This window comes from Lysinibacillus sp. GJ-1 (assembly GCF_021166035.1).
GTDB lineage: Bacteria > Bacillota > Bacilli > Bacillales_A > Planococcaceae > Lysinibacillus > Lysinibacillus sphaericus.
Genome location: NZ_CP088912.1, coordinates 3,708,782 through 3,726,634, shown reverse-complemented (window position 1 = coordinate 3,726,634; position 17,853 = coordinate 3,708,782). Strand labels below are relative to the sequence as shown.

Annotated in this window: 18 protein-coding genes; 11 read left to right on the top strand and 7 right to left on the bottom strand. The window is 38.3% G+C overall.

Annotated elements, in window-relative coordinates; translation table 11 throughout:
• Positions 1 to 106: 106 nt before the first annotated feature.
• Positions 107 to 670, bottom strand: a complete 564-nt coding sequence (locus LO754_RS18500) for a hypothetical protein (protein WP_231784979.1) — start codon at positions 668 to 670, stop codon at positions 107 to 109.
• Positions 671 to 942: 272 nt separating this feature from the next.
• Complete coding sequence (locus LO754_RS18495; protein ID WP_024364848.1) at positions 943 to 1,434, bottom strand: CarD family transcriptional regulator; 492 nt, start codon at positions 1,432 to 1,434, stop codon at positions 943 to 945.
• A gap of 135 nt (positions 1,435 to 1,569) precedes the next feature.
• Between LO754_RS18495 and LO754_RS18490 the strand changes: the two genes are divergently transcribed.
• The 3 genes from LO754_RS18490 (at position 1,570) to LO754_RS18480 (ending at position 3,130) form a co-directional block, all read left to right on the top strand.
• Positions 1,570 to 2,028 carry a MarR family winged helix-turn-helix transcriptional regulator gene (locus LO754_RS18490; protein ID WP_337982688.1) on the top strand — a complete coding sequence of 153 codons (459 nt, stop codon included), beginning with the start codon at positions 1,570 to 1,572 and terminating at the stop codon, positions 2,026 to 2,028.
• 134 nt (positions 2,029 to 2,162) lie between these two features.
• A complete protein-coding gene (locus LO754_RS18485; RefSeq protein ID WP_024364850.1) occupies positions 2,163 to 2,660 on the top strand; it encodes an NUDIX hydrolase in 498 nt (165 codons plus the stop codon).
• A 140-nt stretch (positions 2,661 to 2,800) separates the two neighbouring features.
• On the top strand, positions 2,801 to 3,130 hold the full coding sequence (locus LO754_RS18480; protein WP_024364851.1) for a YuiB family protein: 330 nt from the start codon (positions 2,801 to 2,803) through the stop codon (positions 3,128 to 3,130).
• A gap of 63 nt (positions 3,131 to 3,193) precedes the next feature.
• Here LO754_RS18480 and LO754_RS18475 read toward each other — a convergent pair whose 3' ends face one another.
• Positions 3,194 to 3,676, bottom strand: a complete 483-nt coding sequence (locus LO754_RS18475; protein ID WP_036205676.1) for a divergent PAP2 family protein — start codon at positions 3,674 to 3,676, stop codon at positions 3,194 to 3,196.
• Positions 3,677 to 3,800: 124 nt separating this feature from the next.
• Here LO754_RS18475 and LO754_RS18470 point away from each other — a divergent pair, with 124 nt between their 5' ends.
• From LO754_RS18470 to cysI, 6 genes are all read left to right on the top strand, one after another.
• Positions 3,801 to 5,309, top strand: a complete 1,509-nt coding sequence (locus LO754_RS18470; protein ID WP_231784978.1) for a leucyl aminopeptidase — start codon at positions 3,801 to 3,803, stop codon at positions 5,307 to 5,309.
• An 874-nt stretch (positions 5,310 to 6,183) separates the two neighbouring features.
• The gene (gene cobA, locus LO754_RS18465) at positions 6,184 to 6,960 is read left to right on the top strand and encodes a uroporphyrinogen-III C-methyltransferase (protein WP_025220389.1); all 777 of its coding nucleotides are present in this window, start codon (positions 6,184 to 6,186) and stop codon (positions 6,958 to 6,960) included.
• A 12-nt stretch (positions 6,961 to 6,972) separates the two neighbouring features.
• Positions 6,973 to 7,722, top strand: a complete 750-nt coding sequence (locus tag LO754_RS18460; RefSeq protein ID WP_231784977.1) for a sirohydrochlorin chelatase — start codon at positions 6,973 to 6,975, stop codon at positions 7,720 to 7,722.
• A complete protein-coding gene (locus tag LO754_RS18455) occupies positions 7,710 to 7,871 on the top strand; it encodes a YezD family protein (RefSeq protein WP_227665373.1) in 162 nt (53 codons plus the stop codon). The genes LO754_RS18460 and LO754_RS18455 overlap by 13 nt, the downstream gene beginning before the upstream one ends.
• Positions 7,872 to 7,899: 28 nt before the next feature.
• Positions 7,900 to 9,684 carry an assimilatory sulfite reductase (NADPH) flavoprotein subunit gene (locus tag LO754_RS18450; protein WP_229387481.1) on the top strand — a complete coding sequence of 595 codons (1,785 nt, stop codon included), beginning with the start codon at positions 7,900 to 7,902 and terminating at the stop codon, positions 9,682 to 9,684.
• 16 nt (positions 9,685 to 9,700) lie between these two features.
• The gene (gene cysI / locus LO754_RS18445; protein WP_231784976.1) at positions 9,701 to 11,422 is read left to right on the top strand and encodes an assimilatory sulfite reductase (NADPH) hemoprotein subunit; all 1,722 of its coding nucleotides are present in this window, start codon (positions 9,701 to 9,703) and stop codon (positions 11,420 to 11,422) included.
• 243 nt (positions 11,423 to 11,665) lie between these two features.
• Here the strand turns inward: cysI and LO754_RS18440 are convergent, their stop codons facing one another.
• From LO754_RS18440 to LO754_RS18425, 4 genes are read right to left on the bottom strand one after another with little or no spacing between them, the layout of a single operon-like run.
• Positions 11,666 to 12,736, bottom strand: coding sequence for a sulfate/molybdate ABC transporter ATP-binding protein (locus tag LO754_RS18440; RefSeq protein ID WP_024364859.1), 1,071 nt, complete (start codon positions 12,734 to 12,736; stop codon positions 11,666 to 11,668).
• A gap of 15 nt (positions 12,737 to 12,751) precedes the next feature.
• Positions 12,752 to 13,624, bottom strand: a complete 873-nt coding sequence (gene cysW, locus LO754_RS18435) for a sulfate ABC transporter permease subunit CysW (RefSeq protein ID WP_231784975.1) — start codon at positions 13,622 to 13,624, stop codon at positions 12,752 to 12,754.
• Positions 13,625 to 13,633: 9 nt separating this feature from the next.
• Positions 13,634 to 14,467: a sulfate ABC transporter permease subunit CysT gene (gene cysT / locus LO754_RS18430; RefSeq protein ID WP_024364861.1), complete on the bottom strand. Its 834-nt coding sequence runs from the start codon at positions 14,465 to 14,467 to the stop codon at positions 13,634 to 13,636.
• Positions 14,468 to 14,478: 11 nt separating this feature from the next.
• Complete coding sequence (locus tag LO754_RS18425) at positions 14,479 to 15,531, bottom strand: sulfate ABC transporter substrate-binding protein (protein ID WP_231784974.1); 1,053 nt, start codon at positions 15,529 to 15,531, stop codon at positions 14,479 to 14,481.
• A 520-nt stretch (positions 15,532 to 16,051) separates the two neighbouring features.
• Between LO754_RS18425 and LO754_RS18420 the strand changes: the two genes are divergently transcribed.
• Positions 16,052 to 16,753, top strand: a complete 702-nt coding sequence (locus LO754_RS18420) for a phosphoadenylyl-sulfate reductase (protein ID WP_231784973.1) — start codon at positions 16,052 to 16,054, stop codon at positions 16,751 to 16,753.
• A 16-nt stretch (positions 16,754 to 16,769) separates the two neighbouring features.
• Complete coding sequence (gene cysP / locus LO754_RS18415; RefSeq protein ID WP_231786356.1) at positions 16,770 to 17,831, top strand: sulfate permease; 1,062 nt, start codon at positions 16,770 to 16,772, stop codon at positions 17,829 to 17,831.
• Positions 17,832 to 17,853 lie beyond the last annotated feature (22 nt).

Genomic DNA, 17,853 nt, shown 5'->3' with positions numbered 1-17,853 from the left:
TAGCGATTGAGAAAGCAGAATAAAAAGACTTGTGCTGAAAAGTCGTTCAAACGCACAAGCCTTCACAAAAGTATTTCTTTGAAAAATAGACTATCCTATTAAGATGTTAAGGATACCATGAAAGTTTAGCATCACTATCTAATGGTTTATTTTTTATTTCCTCACTCAAAGTATTGAACCATTGACTTGAAATTTCTTCTGCTTTGAGATTGATATCGTCATTATCTTCCCAGATAATATGAGAAAACCAAGCTCCTGTTGCCCATTCAAATTGCAGTTCAGCAAAAGAAATTTTAGAATGGTTCACTTGAATAAATTGATCATTTACTGCTTTAGAAACATTAGAAGCTTGAGGTAGTAACTCATTTTGAATTTTTTCTATAATAGTAGGATTTTCAAGCTCATACCACTTCAATAGATGCCCATCAATTTGGTAAAAAATATGGAAAGATGGCTGTTGACCCATATCTATTAAAATAAAGGCACGTTCTACTGTGTTGTCAGTCGCCTTCACTGCGTTTACGATAATATTTTGTGCAATTTCCTTCCAAAAGTCATTTGCCTCATCTAATGGTGACGCTAGAGTAAACGCAGACTCAAGTTCAGAAATATCAGCTTCTGCTTTATTAACCTCTTCAACTTTTTTAAAAAATCTATTAAAGAACCCCATTAATTGTCCTACTCCCGATTTTATTTATGATAAATAATTTTTGTATTGTTGCTTATTTGTTAACTAAAACATATCTATTACAAATAATAACATATAAAAGTAATAATAAATAAATGGTTATGTAAATATTTAGGGGCATAGGGTGAGCATGGTGTTGTAGATAAGTTTACTTTGATTTTGGTGAAAGGGGATATTCGTACAATAAGAAAGAAGCTGCGATATATCTTTAGATAGAGATATTTGCGGCTTCTTTATGTACAGGTAAAAGATGGTTAGCTAAGTTTCGCTACTACATAATCATAAATTTCTTCTGAAGGTTTATCGAGTGCAATGGAGAATTCCGAAAATATAATTTCTTGTAAAGAGTGCAATAATTTTTCTTCTTGATTTGGGAATTTTTTTTCGTTCGCTTCATATTCAATCTTTTTGCGTAGCAGTGTATTTAAGAGGTTAGCTTGCTTTTGTCGATCGCCGGTTTTAATAATTTCTACGTGAAATCTCATACGATGTGTGTTTTGTTCAATCCATTCCACACCAGGAGACGTGAAGGATTGTAAAATTCGAATGGCTTCTTCTTTTTGAATAACATCTCTAAGCTGTTTTTTTGCATTATCAATAGGAGTACGTATCGTTAATTTTGAATCGTTTAGTGGTTGTAAAACGTAGTAAGTTTTAGTAATGTCGCTAAAGGTTTGTTCACAAATATCTTCAACTGAACAAAGTCCATGTGATGAATAAATGACTACATCGCCAACATTATACATGTATAATCCCTCCATCAAACATTATTGTCAACTTAGTTGACTAAATTAATTGTAAACAATAAAAGAACTTTTGTCAACTTAGTTGACGATGACTTCGTTTTTTTGTATAGTAATTACGAAAATTAGGGAATGAAGGTGAACGAGTTGAAGGACGAATTGCAAAATCGAGATGTCATTGATTTGTTGAGCGAACGTCATGAAATACTTCGCCGACTTGCTGAAGAGAAATGGAATAAACATAATACAGTCCATATATCCAACTCAGAATGGCATATTTTAAGCAAAATTTATAAAAACCAACCGACTATTTCAGAAGTAACAAAAGTTGTGGATTTTTCTCGCCAAGCCACTCATAAATTTATTAAAAGTTTAGCAGCTAAAGGTTTGGTGGAAGTGAGCAACGCTGAGAATAGTAAAAAGCACAAAGTAATACGGATGACGAACTTCGGTGAACTGTGCTATGAGCAAAATGAACGGAATAAAGCAGAAATTGAACAGCAATTGGTTCGTACTATCGGAGAAGAGCAAGTAGCAAAATTAAAAAACATCTTACAACTTAATTGGATGGAGTGCCAGTCACCGAAACAATTCTGAATATTTCTTTTGCGCAGGATGCGTGTGCTTGAGTTTAAAGCTTCTGACTGCAAAGATATCGTCTTTTTTCTAGAATTAAAACTTCTAACTATAGAAAGCTTAACGCTATAATATGGACATAGAGGTGAATGGATATGAAAAAAGATCGAGGCAAAGTTTGGTTAGGAGTTGCTGGTTGCACTGTCAATGAGCTTGGACAATGGCTTGTTGTCAAAAAGGCTTATAGTGGTTTAAAGGGGCGCTGGTCATTACCAGCAGGTTTTGTGAATGCAGGTGAAACAGTGGATGAGGCGATTGTTCGGGAATTAAAAGAAGAAACAGGTTTAGATTGCTATGTTTCGGGCTTAATAGGCTTCCGTACAGGTGTTATTCACGGTGAAGTTAGTGATAATATGGCTATTTTTTATTGTAAGATGAAAGACGAGCGACAACAGCTTTGTATTCAAGAAAATGAATTGTTAGAGGCAAAATGGTTATATCCATGGGAATTGGCACAGGATGAAATGACATCGGTCATGTTAAAGGAAATGGTTTCTAATCAGTTTGAACAGCATCAATTAGATGCCATTGAAGGTATCAATCCAGGAGAGGTATTCGGTTACACTTCTTACCGTTTGTTTTTTAAAAAATAATGCAAGGAACAGCTAGCTACATTTACTGAAAGTTGACGATTTACTAAAATATGACGAACATGCGAAATGAAGGATATGTTCATTGAAAGCACTCTCATAATCATGTAAACTAATGAGAGGAAAACGGAGGTTATACATACATGGGTGGTTCAGTTTCATTAGTACAGTTAATCATTTCAATTGTGTTATTTTTCGTCATGTTTTTTGGTATCGGATTCTTATTGAATATGTTACTGCGAATGACATGGTTAATGGCAATTGTATATCCAATTGTTGTAGTTTTTATTGTCGATGAAGTAAGCTTTTTAGATTATATTTTTAAACCTGGTTCAGCTTTCCCTGCGCTGTTGGAGAAATTGCAAGCACTTCAAACAGTAGATATTGCTATTTTATCTGGCGGCTTTGCAGGAGCGATTGTAGCAGGAATTGTAATGATTTATTTACGTAAAAGTGGATATCGAATGTTTTAGTCTTAACAAGAGACAATGTAATTATGAAAGGAGCTGGTTCGAGGATGTGAACCAACTCTTTTTTTATTGAATAAATTGATAGGCTATGATGGCGATAAAAATGCCAGTCAATGCTCCGAAAAATACCTCACTTCGCTTATGCCCAAGCAAGGTTTTTAATTCTTCCATTTTTTCTTGCCCATCCATTTGTGGCCAATCCTTTATATCACGTAACAATGTTTGAAAATCCTTGCGCAACTGATTTAAGACTACAGCATGTTGCCCTGCCTGGTATCGAACACCACTTGCATCATACATGACAATAAAAGAAAACATAGCCGCTATGGCAAAAATGGGAGAATCTAAGCCTGTTTCATAAGCGATGGACGTTGTTAACCCTGTAACAGAAGCGGAGTGTGAGCTAGGCATTCCTCCAGTGGATGTGAACAGTCCCCATTTTAATTGTTTGGTCATTAAAAAATGAATGGGGATTTTTACAAACTGTGCAAAAAGAACGGAAAAGAGGGCGACGAGTAGAGGAGTATTTTGAAGTATCGACATATTCATCACAACCTTCACTTGTAATTGCCTTTATTATAACATTCATTATTTTCTAAAAGAAGAAATAGCTAAATATTACGTGCATTTCTGAAAGTTAGGTATAATAGAAATATTGAATGGAGGAATATTTATGCATATTGTTAAAGAAGCAAAAACATTTGAAACGATTTCTACAGAAGTATTAGTGGTGGGGGTCACAAAACATCGTGAACAAATGCAAGATTGGGCAAGTTTTTCGACTTTTTACGGAGAATCTCTGAATGGGTGGCTTAGTGCAGGTGATGTTTCGACTGAACTAAAAGCCATTACGAAATTGCCATTTATGAAGGAGCATGCCCATCTAAAACGAATTTTGTTTGTTGGCTTAGATGAACGTAAAAACTTAACGGAAGGTGATTTACGTGCAGCCTTTGGTTTAGTCGGCAAAGAGCTAAATGCTTTAAAAGTGAAAGAGTATTCGATTTGGCTAGAATCATTTACAACAGAAACAATAACGGTAGATGATGTTGCATTTTTAGCAGGTGAGGGCACAACGCTAGGTTATTATACAATTCCGCATTATAAAACAACTTCAAATGAAGTAGATAAGCGCATGGAAGCTGTACATTTCGTGACTACTGCTGAAGATTTAGATAATGTTGTAGCGAGCTTCGAGGTCGGAATTATTTATGCAGATGCCGTAAATGAAGCACGTAGCTTAATTAATCTTCCACCAAATTTATTAACAGCGACAGACTTAGCAAATTATGCACAGTCCCTTGCGATGGACTATGATTTTGAAGTGGAAGTTTTAGATAAAGCCCAACTAGAGGAACTGGGAATGGGTGGTATTTTAAGTGTAAATCAAGGCTCATATGAGGAACCTCGCCTTATCACTTTAAAGTATAAAGCAACAGAAGATTTCACTGATCCGATTGGGCTTGTTGGTAAAGGTGTAACGTATGATACAGGGGGCTATTCTCTAAAACCTAAAGATTCAATGGTTGGAATGAAGGGTGATATGGGTGGTGCAGCAGCTGTGCTTGGCGCTATGAAAATTATTGGTGAATTACGCCCTAATAAAAACGTTGTAGCCGTTATTGGTTCTACGGACAATATGGTTTCGGATACAGCCTTTAAACCTGATGATGTGATTACAACGTATAGCGGTAAAACGGTTGAAATTTTAAACACTGATGCTGAAGGTCGTTTAGTACTGGCAGATGCTACTACATATGCTAAACAACAAGGTGCAACTGCGCTAATCGACGTTGCCACTTTAACTGGTGGTGTTATTACAGCTCTTGGTTTAGATAAAACGGGTGCGCTTTCTAATAACGATGCATTCTATGCGAGTTTTATGGAGGCAGCACAAGAGACAGATGAGTTTGTATGGCGTATGCCGTTAACAGAAAGTGATAAAAAGCGAATTCGGAAATCAGATATTGCCGATTTAAACAACTCTCCTGGTCGCGATGGCCATATGATTTTCGGAGGTGGCTTCGTAGGTGAGTTTGTTGGGGATTTACCATGGATTCATTTAGATATTGCAGGTACATCGGATGCAGTCTCTGCACATGATTTAGGACCAAAAGGCGGTACAGGTGTCATGGTGCGAACATTAGCAAACTTTGTGCAACGTTTAGGTGAAGAGAAATAGAGTAGGCAAAGGACTTGCGGTATATGTACCTCCCTTCATACGATAGAGAAAAAGGGAGGTAGCATATGCGGAATTTCGGAGGATATCCAGGAGGCTTCGGTGGCTTTTTTTTGGTGCACCATTTTTTGGAGGATTTTTAGGCGGTCTACTTGGATCACAATTTAACCAATATCCAAACTATCCTAATTATCCAAATTATCGTCCATACCCACCAGGTCCATTTTACCCGCCAGGTAGACCATACCCGAGGTATCGTAGACCATATTAATGTGAATTAAACGAGTGCCAGAAGTTTAACAATGGGCTCATTAAAAAGTAAAAAAAGGTGAGGCTGGGACAAAGGAGAAAAGGTGTTAGATTGATGGCAGTCAATCTAACACCTTTTTTGCTGCGCCGTTGTTGTCCGCTTCGGTGCGGTGCTTTTCACTCAGCACAGTAAGCCGTAACCCTCGCTAACGCGAGGAATGCCAGCGTCTTACGTTGTGTGCGTTCTGAGCAGGAGTCACCCCTTCCTACCAACAACTAGTGAATCCTTCTAAATTTTTATTTATTGCAAAAGTAAAAATAGCTAAGTTCTCCGTATAGCAAAAATTTATGAACACCTTTCCTCTATTCCTCAATTTTTTAAGTTATGTCCCAGTCTCATTTTTTTCGTATTGTAAATTTAAAATGATTGGTTTCGTCGTTTAACTTTTAAAATGAATAAAACAACTGTTGACAGAATATACTAAATTATTTATTATTCTTATTATATTACTAAGAATTAAAAATAAAAGCTGACTAGCAAACTAGAGGCTCTTATTATCCAAAGGCAGGACTGTGTCTATGGATAGTATGAGTCTCTTTTTTTATCGAATGAAAGGAGTGCAACGACATGGGAAAAGTGTTCATAGTAGGAGCGGGACCTGGAGATGTTGATTTGATTACCGTGCGTGGATTGCGCTGCATTGAACAAGCGGATGTCATTTTATATGACAGACTGGTCAATAAGGATTTATTAGCCTATGCGAAAAAGGGTGCCAAGTTAATATTTTGCGGTAAGTTACCAAATCGGCATGCCATGATTCAAGATCATATTAATCATTCGCTTGTAAGCTATGCACAACAAGGTTTTATTGTCACAAGGTTAAAAGGAGGTGACCCTTTCGTTTTTGGTAGAGGTGCTGAGGAAGCTGAAGTACTTGCACAACACCATATACCATTTGAGGTCGTACCTGGTATTACATCTGGTATAGCTGCACCCGCCTATGCGGGAATTCCTGTTACACATCGAGATTTGAGTTCAAGCTTTGCAATGGTCACAGGGCATATGCGAGAAGGAAAAGATGATGGTATTCAATGGGAAAGTCTTGCTAAAGGAATCGATACCCTTGCGATTTATATGGGCGTTGGCAATTTGCCTTATATTCAACAGCAGTTACTGCAATATGGACGTGATGCGCAAACGCCTGTCGCACTTATTCATTGGGGAACGTGTGCACAACAAAAAACGGTGATAGGTACATTGGCAACTATTGTGGATGTCGTACAACAAGAAGAAATTCAAAATCCGAGCATGATTGTAATTGGTAAGGTGGTGACATTAAGGGAAAAAATCCAATGGTTTGAGGAAGTTTGTCCACAAATGCCTTTTAAAGAGATGTCAGTATAAGGAAGTGTTTTGATGCAAGCGATTTTATATGTAGCACATGGCAGTCGTGTGAAAGCTGGTGTAGAGCAAGCAGTTGCATTTCTACAACGTGTGCAACAGGACATTGCATTACCAATACAAGAAATTTGTTTTTTGGAACTAGCCGAGCCGACGATTGCACAAGGTATAGAAAACTGCTTCCGCCAAGGAGCAACGGACATTGCGATTATGCCAATTTTGTTGTTAGCCGCTCAGCATGCCAAGCATGATATTCCCAAGGAAATTGACAAAGCACAAAAGCAATATCCAACAGTACATTTTACATACGGTGAACCACTCGGCGTACATGAACTATTAATTGATACACTTCAAAAACGAATTTTAGAAACACAGCTCCATTTTAACAATGCAAGTGTATTACTGATTGGACGTGGCAGTAGTGATCCAGCAGTAAGAGAGGATTTAACAAAAATCGCATTAAGATTACGCGATAAATATGGTTATGGAAAGGTCGATACGTGCTTTTTATACGGAGCGGGTCCTAATTTGGAGGAATGGTTAGCACAAAGAAAACAAGACAATGAGCAGGTATTTATTGTGCCGTATTTATTGTTTACAGGCATTTTACGTCAAAGTATAGCCAAACGTTTACAAGGATATGAGGTAAATAACATGATTTTATGTAATAGCTTGGGCTATGACGATAATGTAAGAAAAGTATTAGTGGAACGTATTATGGACTTAATAAAACGAAATTATTTGGAGGAAGGGTGTTTTTCGTAATGGTAGATAAAAGAAAAGAAAATATAAATCTAGCATTAGATAATGTCCGACAAATTTTAAATACAGTTAACCATGGCTCGATTACATTAACTGTTCAAAACTTTTACGTTGTACAAATTGAAAAGAAAGAAAAAATACGTCTTAGATAATTTAATTATGATACGTGAGGTGGCTTAGTTGAAACTGCAAGTAATTAACAGTCCTTTTAATGAGGAACAGGTGAAGCTATTAAATGAACTTCTACCTAAATTAACTGGAGAACAAAAAATATGGTTGAATGGTTACTTAAGTGCTCCACTAACAACAGTAGATACCGTTGTAGAAGAAGCAGTATTGTCGGTAGTACCCGAGACGAAAACGGTGACGCTATTATATGGCTCACAAACTGGAAATAGCCAAGGACTCGCTGAAAAATATGCAGCTGCGTTAAAAGCAAATGATATTGAGGTGACTGTCACATCTTTAGCAAAGTTTAAGCCAAATAATTTGAAGAAAATAACGAATCTTTTGCTCGTAGTGAGTACGCATGGTGAAGGGGAACCACCCGACCAAGCAATTCAATTCTATGAATTTTTGCACAGTAAGCGTGCGCCTAAATTAGAACATCTGCACTTTTCCGTTTTGGCATTAGGAGATAGCTCATATGAATTCTTCTGTAAAACTGGGCAGGATTTTGACGCACAATTTGAAAAGTTAGGCGCGAAACGTATCGTTCCACGTAGAGACTGTGATGTTGATTACGATGAACCAGCAGCCGAATGGTTTACAGCTGTTCAACAGGCATTATTACAGCAAAGCGATACAGCGATTGTCTCGCATGCAACGCCATTATTAGAAGAAGAAGCTACATATTCTCGCAAACATCCGTATTATGCCGAAGTACTGGAAAATATCAATTTAAATGGGCGTGGCTCGAATAAGGAAACACGTCATATTGAGTTGTCCATTGAAGGTGCAAATTTACATTTTGAGCCTGGAGATAGCATTGGTATTTTGCCAGAAAATGATGAATCTTTAGTAGATGCATTAATCACAGCCTTACAGTTTCATCCCCAAACAGAAGTAACGGTGTTTGAGGAATCTATGCAATTAAAAGAGGCGCTCCAAAAAAAATTAGAAATTACAGTGTTGTCGAAGCCTCTTTTACAAAAAATAAGTGCTTTTACGGTGCATAAAGCATTGGCAGAGCTATGTGAAAGTGCTACAGCATGGAAGGATTACGCAAGAGGAAGAGATTTACTTGATGTCGTTGAAGATTTTGCTCCTTTTACTTGGGATGCACAACAGTTTGTAGCCCTTCTTCGTAAAATTCCAGCGAGATTGTATTCCATTGCTAGTAGCCAATTGGCCAATAGTGATGAAGTCCATTTAACAATTGCTAAAGTGAGTTATGAAACGAATGGTCGAAAGCGTTTGGGCGTGTGTTCGGGCAGTATTGCAGAGCGAATTCAAGTGGGCGATACATTACCGATTTATGTCCATAAAAATCCAAACTTTAGATTGCCAGAACAAGCAGATACACCAATTATTATGATTGGTGCGGGCACAGGTGTTGCGCCGTATCGTGCTTTTTTAGAGCAGCGAGAGGAATTGGGAATAACAGGGGATTCTTGGCTGATTTTTGGCGATCAACATTTTGTCACCGATTTCCTTTATCAAACAGATTGGCAGCGTTGGCTTGCTTCAGGCACATTAGCTCAAATGGATGTTGCTTTCTCACGTGATACAGATAAAAAAGTATACGTCCAACATAAAATTCACGAAAAGGCACAAGTATTTTATGAATGGCTTGAGCAAGGGGCTGTTATTTACGTTTGTGGTGATGAAAAATCGATGGCTGCTGATGTTGATCAAACAATCTGTCGCATTATTGAGCAGCAAGGGCATAAAACGCCTGAGGAAGCGAAAGCGTATATCAATGATTTGAAACAGCAGAAGCGCTACCAACGTGATGTTTATTAGTAAAGGAGCGAGATAAATGACTGGAAAAATTATTTTACCCCCACAACCTGGAACACCAAGCGATGTTGAGCGTATTAAAAGCGATAGTAATTACTTGCGTGGAACATTAGAAAGAACAATGAACGAACCTTTAAGTTCAGGTATTCCTGAAGATGATAATCGCTTAATGAAATTTCATGGCAGTTATTTACAGGATGATCGAGATTTAAGAAATGAACGGCAACGTCAAAAATTAGAGCCCGCGTATCAGTTTATGGTGCGTGTACGTACACCTGGTGGTGCGGCAACACCTGCACAGTGGCTTGTTATGGATGAGATGGCAAGAAAATATGGCAATGGTTCATTAAAATTAACAACACGTCAGGCATTCCAAGTGCACGGGATTTTAAAATGGAATGTCAAAAAATATATGCAAGAAATAAATGAAGTACTTTTAGATTCTCTTGCTGCATGTGGGGATGTCAACCGTAATGTAATGTGTAATGTCAATCCCAATCAATCAGCATTACACGAGGAAATTTACAATTGGTCAGCAAAGTTAAGTGAGCATTTATTGCCAAGAACACGTGCCTATCACGAGTTATGGCTAGATGGCGAAAAAGTAGTGGATAGCCAAGAAGAAGAAATCGAGCCAATTTACGGTGCACAATATTTGCCTCGTAAATTTAAAATTGGTATTGCGATTCCACCGAGCAATGATGTCGATGTTTACTCACAAGATATTGGCTTTATTGCAATCGTTGAAGATGATGAGCTTGTAGGTTTTAACGTAGCAGTTGGTGGTGGTATGGGGATGACACATGGTGATCATGAAACGTATCCACAGCTTGCGCGTATGATTGGCTTTATAACGCCTGATAAATTACTTGAGACGGCAGAGAAAATTATTACGATACAACGTGATTATGGTAATCGTTCAATTCGTAAAAATGCCCGTTTTAAATATACAATTGATGCACGTGGACTCGACTGGTTTAAAGCAGAATTACATCGTCGGCTAGGGTGGGAAATACAAGCGGAGCGTCCATTTACATTTGACCGAACGGGCGATGAATTTGGATGGATTAAAGGTGCAAATGGTAAATGGCATTATACGCTATTTATTCAAAATGGGCGCATTAAAGATTTTGAGGATTATGAGCTGTTAACAGGTTTACGAGAAATTGCCAAAGTGCATACCGGAGATTTCCGGTTAACACCAAATCAAAACTTAATGATTGGCAATGTATCGCAACAGCAAAAGGAAATCATTGCTGCGCTTATTGAGCAGTATAAGTTAACAGACGGGGCCCACTATTCAGCGCTGCGCCGTAATTCCATTGCTTGTGTGTCGTTGCCTACTTGCGGTTTAGCAATGGCAGAGGCAGAACGTTATTTGCCTTCACTCATTACGAAAATTGATACGATTATCGATGAAGCGGGTTTACATGATACGGAAATTGTTATTCGTATGTCGGGTTGCCCAAATGGGTGCTCACGCGCTGCAATGGGTGAAATCGGCTTTATCGGCAAAAGTCCAGGAAAATATAACATGTATCTTGGCGCAAGCTTTACAGGTAATCGTTTAAATAAAATTTATCGCGAAAATATTGGGGAAGAAGAAATTTTAGCCGAACTACGTCCAATTTTGCTGCACTATGCAAAAGATCGTTTAGAGGGCGAGCATTTCGGGGATTTTGTAATTCGTGCAGGTTATGTAACAGCCGTCTTTGATGGTCGAGAATTTCATAAGGAGTAAAAGGAGGGTGCCTGGCACGCAAACAATTCTGAATTCTATTGCCTAAATATTCACGAAGGCTCCTGTGAAATAGCGCAAGATGTAAGCCGCAACAGGCTCGCGTCAGCGAGTGTTGCGGCTTACGTGTGCCCTTGCAAACACTTTGGCGGTAAGAACTTCTGCCATAACGGACATGAACGACATAGCAAAAAGTGTTAGATTGAAGGTAGTCAATCTAACACTTTTCTTTTTTGTCCGAGTTTTTTAAATAGAATAATCTTCTGGGATAAATACTTTTAATTGCTTTGGTCGCACAAATACATTGTCACCTACGTTAAGATGAAGACTTAAAAATTGTTCTTTTGTCAGTTCTGCTTCTAAAAATTCATCCATGTCACAACGACGGAGTTCAATTTGGACAATCGGTCCAAGCAAATGAATATGGCTGATATGGGCGGGGACAGTGCCAGCCACCGCTGTTTTTTCAATTTGTATATCGTGTGGTCGTACATAGCCTACTGCATCTTCTTGTGTATGGGCATGCGTATCTGGCACATCAATGGCAAATTCTCCATGTGTCAACTTACCGTTATGTAAACGCCCTTTAAAGAGGTTAACATTACCTAAAAAATCATAAACAAATGGACTTTTAGGGTGGGTGTACACTTCATCTGGACTTCCAATTTGCTCAATTTTGCCGTTGTTCATCACGACGATACGATCTGCGACATCGAGTGCTTCTTCTTGGTCATGCGTAACAAAAATACTTGTAATATGAAAATCATCATGTAACTTCCGCAACCAACGCCGTAATTCCTTACGCACTTTTGCATCAAGTGCTCCAAATGGTTCATCTAGTAAAAGGACTTTAGGTTCCACAGCAAGTGCACGTGCAAGTGCAACCCGTTGACGTTGCCCACCAGATAGCTGTGTTGGATAGCGATCCGAAAAATTGTCTAGTTTAACAAGTCGCAGTAGGGTCATTACTTTATCGGTTATTTCTGCTTTGGAAGGTCTTGTTTTACGTGGTCGTACTTTCAACCCATAGGCAACATTATCGAAGACCGTCATATGGCGAAAGAGCGCATAGTGTTGAAAGACAAAGCCTACGTTTCGTTCCTTCGGGTGACGATTAGTAATCGTTTGGCCGTCAAATAAGATTTCGCCGACATCCGATGCTTCAAGCCCTGCAATCACGCGCAGTAAAGACGTTTTACCAGAACCAGAAGGGCCTAGTAGCGCTACCAATTCACCAGATTGAATATCGATGGATACATCTTGTAAAGCTTGAAAAGAACCAAATTTCTTAGAAACATTTTGAATTTGAATGCTCACGCAAGAATACCTCCTTTAAATTGATTTCGATTTCCATGCAACAATATCTTTTATAACTAACGTAATAATCGCTAACACACTCATCAATGAAGCAACAGCAAAAGCTGCTGAAAATTGGTATTCATTGTATAAAATTTCGATATGAAGCGGCATAGTATTCGTCATGCCTCGAATATGACCCGAGACGACAGAAACTGCTCCAAACTCACCAATGGCACGTGCATTACATAAAATCAAACCATAAAATAATCCCCATTTAATATTGGGTAATGTTACATACCAAAAGGTTTTAAAGCCATTTGCACCAAGAGAAATAGAAGCTTCTTCTTCAGCGTTCCCTTGTGCTTGCATTAACGGGACAAGCTCACGTGCAACAAAAGGCAATGTTACAAATATAGTCGCAAGCACAATGCCAGGTAAGGCAAAAACAATTTTAATATCATTAGCAAATAGCCAATCTCCAAATAGTCCTTGTGCACCAAATAGCAAGATAAATACTAAGCCTGCAATAACGGGCGATACAGCAAAAGGTAAGTCAATTACTGTTAATAATAAATTTTTACCTTTGTAATTGAATTTCGTTAATGCCCAAGCAGCCATAATGCCGAAAATGGCATTTAAAGGAACGGCAATGGCTACTACTGTTAAGGTCAACTGAATAGCAGCTAAAGCATCTGGATGTGCGATTGCTGCAAAGTAGACGTCTGCCCCTTTTGAAAGTAGTAATAAAAATCGATACGAGGGGAGAACGATAAAAAATGCTAAAAATGCCAGTGCAATAAATGTTAATACATAACGAAAGAAGCGAGGCTCCTGTAAGGCAGCGGGCTTTGCTGCTACAATCCGTGTTTGTGGAGCCAAAGGTTCAATAATCGTAGACTGATCCATAAATACCTCCTAATGTATAAAGCGGCGATTTGCTAGCCATTGAATAAGATTAATCGTAAATAATAAGACAAAGGATGTAATTAGCATAACAGCGGCAATAGACGTGGCACCCGCATAGTCATATTGTTCAAGCTTTGTCATAATGATTAACGGTGTAATTTCTGTCTTCATCGGCATGTTACCAGCGATAAAGACAACTGAACCGTATTCCCCTAATGCACGTGCAAAGGCTAATGAAAAGCCAGTCAAAATGGCTGGTGCAAGTTCAGGGAAAATAATCTTACATACAGTTTGCAGACGTGTAGCCCCTAAACTTGCTGAGGCTTCTTCAACTTCTACACTAATATTTTGTAAAACAGGTTGCACAGTACGCACAACAAATGGAAGACCGATAAATGTTAGAGCAATTATAATACCGAGTGGTGTAAAGGCGATTTTAAAATTGAAAAACTGTCCAATCCAGCCATTTGGTGCATATAGCGATGTTAAAGCAATACCTGCTACTGCCGTAGGTAAAGCAAATGGTAAATCTACAAGACCGTCAATAATACGTTTAAACGGGAAGTGGTAGCGTACGAGTACCCAAGCGATAATGGTGCCAAACACAACGTTTACTAAACCAGCAGCAAGTGCAGTGCCAAAGCTTAACTTATAAGAGGCAATTGCTCGAGGGTCGGTGACAATTGCGGTAAACTCTGCCCAGCTTAACGACATTGTCTGAATGAAAATCATTGCTAAAGGTAAGAGTACAAGCAAGCTTACGTAGAGCATCGTATAACCAAGTGAAAGGTGGAAGCCGGGAATAACACGAGCCGGCTTCTTTTTAAATGTTAGGCTAGTCATCATATGCCTCCTTATTGTGGAACGTAAATTTCATCGAATGTACCACCATCTTTAAAATGTGTTGTCTGAGCTTCTGTCCAACCCCCAAAGTCTTCAATGGAAATAAGTTCAAGCTTAGGGAATTGCGCTTGGTATTTTGCTAATATATCTTCATTGCGTGGTCGATAGTAGTTTTTCGCAGCAATCTCTTGACCGATGTCACTATATAAATGTTGTAGGTATGCTTCTGCGACTTTACGCGTCCCTTTTTTATCAACAATTTTGTCAACGATTGCTATAGGAGGCTCTGCTAAAATACTTAAAGAAGGTGTAATAATTTCGAATGCATCTTTCCCTAATTCATTAAGTGATAAATAAGCTTCATTTTCCCAGGCAATTAACACATCACCAATTTTTCTTTCAACAAAAGTAGTCGTGGCGCCGCGAGCACCAGAATCAAGTACCTCTACATTGCGATACAAAGCCTTCATAAAATCTTTTATTTGCTTCTCGTCATTGTTATACAACTTCGCTGCATAGCCCCATGCGGCTAAGTAATTCCAACGGGCACCACCTGAAGTTTTTGGGTTTGGCGTTATGACTGAGACATCGTCTTTTACTAAATCATCCCAATCTTGAATCCCTTTTGGATTGCCTTTTCTTACTAAAAAAACAATGGTAGAAGTATAGGGTGTAGAATTATTTTCAAATTCTGTTTGCCAGTCTTTGTTTAGTAGACTACGAGCTTGGGCAATTTCATCAATATCGTAAGCAAGTGCTAATGTGACAACATCGGCTTCTTGACCATCAATAACCGCACGCCCTTGTTTACCCGAGCCACCATGTGATTGATGAATTTTTACTTCTTGACCTGTTTCGTTTTTCCACTTCGCGATAAAGTCTTGATTAAATTCATCGTAAAGCTCACGTGTTGGATCATAAGATACATTTAGTAACTCAACTGTTTTTTGTGTGTCTTGCGAAGTTGTATTGTTGTCTTTGGACGTGCTATTACATCCTGTTAACATAATTGTTAACCCTGATAAGAGTACAATTGTTTGAAAAATAGTTTTTCTTTTGTACATTGAAAATCTCTCCTTTTTCTTACAAAATGCAAAAGGACCATCTCTTCAACATGTATCAACACATGTTAAGGAGATGGCCTTCAGATAATCTGATCAGCATGTTTTGTTTTTTAGCTTAGTACCACATTAAACATATATTTCCTATTAGTCAACAAGGAATTGAAAAATATTTAAAATTTTAGATAGGTTTTTCCCTAAGTCCAGTAACGAGTAGCAAAAGACTCTTTTTATGAATAAAATTATTTGTATGTAACGATAGTGACAGTTTAAAGAGATGCAAAATGACATTCTTTAAATATGTTTATATTTTTACAAAACCTAGTTGACTACTAGGTGTAATTTAGTATATATTGGGTAATAAGAAAAGTGATTGTTGAATGAGGTACAAGATTACTAGTTTACAATCATCATATATGCTGGCTAGTCAAACTAGAGGCGTTTTAACGAAGGTACAATGCATTATTGTATCTGTTGTTAAAACGCCTTTTTCTATATCCGAAAATGTTTCGAGGGGGATTTTATGTTAACGTATGCAACTTGGCAGGAGCCAACGATTAATTTTGAAGTGGATGAATCCTATAAGGGTGCACTTGAGGTGTTACGCTGGAGCTATGCACAATATGGCGATGAGATTGTATATGCGTGTAGCTTTGGTATTGAGGGAATTGTGTTGATTGATTTGATTTCAAAAGTAAAGCCAAATGCTACGATTGTTTTTTTAGACACAGATGTCCATTTCAAAGAAACGTATGACACGATTGAACGAGTAAAAGCAAACTATCCGCAGCTAACGATTATACTGCAAAAGCCTAAGCTGACACTTGAGGAGCAAAAGGCGCAATATGGCGATGAATTATGGAAGTCCAATCCTAATCAGTGCTGTGACATCCGAAAAATAAAGCCGTTACATGAGGCGTTATCAGGAGCAAAAGCTTGGATTTCAGGGTTGCGCAGAGAACAATCGCCAACTCGGCAACAGACAAATTTTATCAATCGTGATGACAAATTTAAATCCATTAAAATTTGCCCGCTTATTCATTGGTCATGGAAAGATATATGGCGTTATGTTTCCAAGCATAATTTAACGTACAATCCATTACACGATCAAGGCTATCCGAGTATTGGCTGTGAACACTGCACACAACCTGCATTTACGTTGGATGATTTACGTGCAGGTAGATGGCAAGGAACGGGTAAAACTGAATGTGGGTTACATGAATAGGGGCGTTTAAATCATGCTGGAATATATTGCAATAGCTATAAGTTTATTTTTTGCAATGAATATTGGGGCAAGTGGTGCAGCAGCATCCATGGGTGTTGCTTATGGGGCAGGCGCTATAAAAAAAGCATGGCACGCATTGTTAATTTGTGCGGTAGGGGTTTTGGCAGGCGCTATATTGGGTGGCGGTGAAGTTGTCAAGACTATCAGTTCAGGGATTATGCCACAACAGTATATTACTGTAAAAATCGTCATCATTATATTAATTTCTGCGACAAGTGCGTTGTTTCTTGCCAATTTGTTAGGCATTCCCTTATCGACGAGTGAAGTAACCGTCGGAGCGGTCGTAGGTGTAGGAATTGCCTACCGCGTGCTATATGTCAAATCATTGCTCGTGATTATGGCCTTTTGGGTAATCGTTCCTGTTATAGCGTTTGTCATTGCCTTTATAGTTGGCAAAGTACTGTATAAATTTCAAGGGAAGAGCTTTTTGAAAAACCACCCAATTTTAACAGTGCTACTCATATTTGCTGGATTTTTCGAAGCTTTTTCAGCAGGGATGAATAATGTTGCCAATGCAGTAGGCTCACTTGTTGGTGCTGGTATGATTACGGTGACAAAGGGTATTTGGCTAGGCGGTGCTTTTGTTGCACTAGGGGCGTTGTTGCTAGGAAGACGTGTACTTGAAACAAATGGCAAAAAGATAGTGCGTTTTGAAAAAGCTGAAGGCATTCTTATTTCAACTACAGGTGCCTTGCTTGTTGGTATTAGTTCATTGTTTGGCTTACCTGTACCATTAACGCAAGTAACTTCCTCTTCTATTATTGGTATCGGAATGGCGAAAAGCGGTAAACAAATTTTTCATAAACATATCGTAAAGAAAATCATGTGTATTTGGATTGTATCACCCATTTTTTCATTAGCGATTTCTTATAGTCTAATTCAGTTATTTATGGAGAAAGATTTATATGCCATCGTCATTATGGGGAGCGTTATAATCGGAACGCTTGGTGCTATTAGTTTAATGCGAACAATGCGTGAAGAAGAACGCTCAATATACGATGCAGGTGAAGGCATTTAAATATAAAACATAGTATTTGAAT

Bases quoted from the DNA above. Each gene is read 5' to 3' on its own strand.
- cysW (WP_231784975.1), bottom strand. From the start codon at position 13,624: ATGGATCAGTCTACGATTATTGAACCTTTGGCTCCACAAACACGGATT.
- cobA (WP_025220389.1), top strand. From the start codon at position 6,184: ATGGGAAAAGTGTTCATAGTAGGAGCGGGACCTGGAGATGTTGATTTG.
- LO754_RS18495 (WP_024364848.1), bottom strand. From the start codon at position 1,434: ATGTATAATGTTGGCGATGTAGTCATTTATTCATCACATGGACTTTGT.
- LO754_RS18460 (WP_231784977.1), top strand. From the start codon at position 6,973: ATGCAAGCGATTTTATATGTAGCACATGGCAGTCGTGTGAAAGCTGGT.
- LO754_RS18475 (WP_036205676.1), bottom strand. From the start codon at position 3,676: ATGAATATGTCGATACTTCAAAATACTCCTCTACTCGTCGCCCTCTTT.
- LO754_RS18500 (WP_231784979.1), bottom strand. From the start codon at position 670: ATGGGGTTCTTTAATAGATTTTTTAAAAAAGTTGAAGAGGTTAATAAA.
- LO754_RS18470 (WP_231784978.1), top strand. From the start codon at position 3,801: ATGCATATTGTTAAAGAAGCAAAAACATTTGAAACGATTTCTACAGAA.
- LO754_RS18420 (WP_231784973.1), top strand. From the start codon at position 16,052: ATGTTAACGTATGCAACTTGGCAGGAGCCAACGATTAATTTTGAAGTG.
- cysI (WP_231784976.1), top strand. From the start codon at position 9,701: ATGACTGGAAAAATTATTTTACCCCCACAACCTGGAACACCAAGCGAT.
- LO754_RS18480 (WP_024364851.1), top strand. From the start codon at position 2,801: ATGGGTGGTTCAGTTTCATTAGTACAGTTAATCATTTCAATTGTGTTA.
- cysT (WP_024364861.1), bottom strand. From the start codon at position 14,467: ATGACTAGCCTAACATTTAAAAAGAAGCCGGCTCGTGTTATTCCCGGC.
- LO754_RS18425 (WP_231784974.1), bottom strand. From the start codon at position 15,531: ATGTACAAAAGAAAAACTATTTTTCAAACAATTGTACTCTTATCAGGG.
- LO754_RS18485 (WP_024364850.1), top strand. From the start codon at position 2,163: ATGAAAAAAGATCGAGGCAAAGTTTGGTTAGGAGTTGCTGGTTGCACT.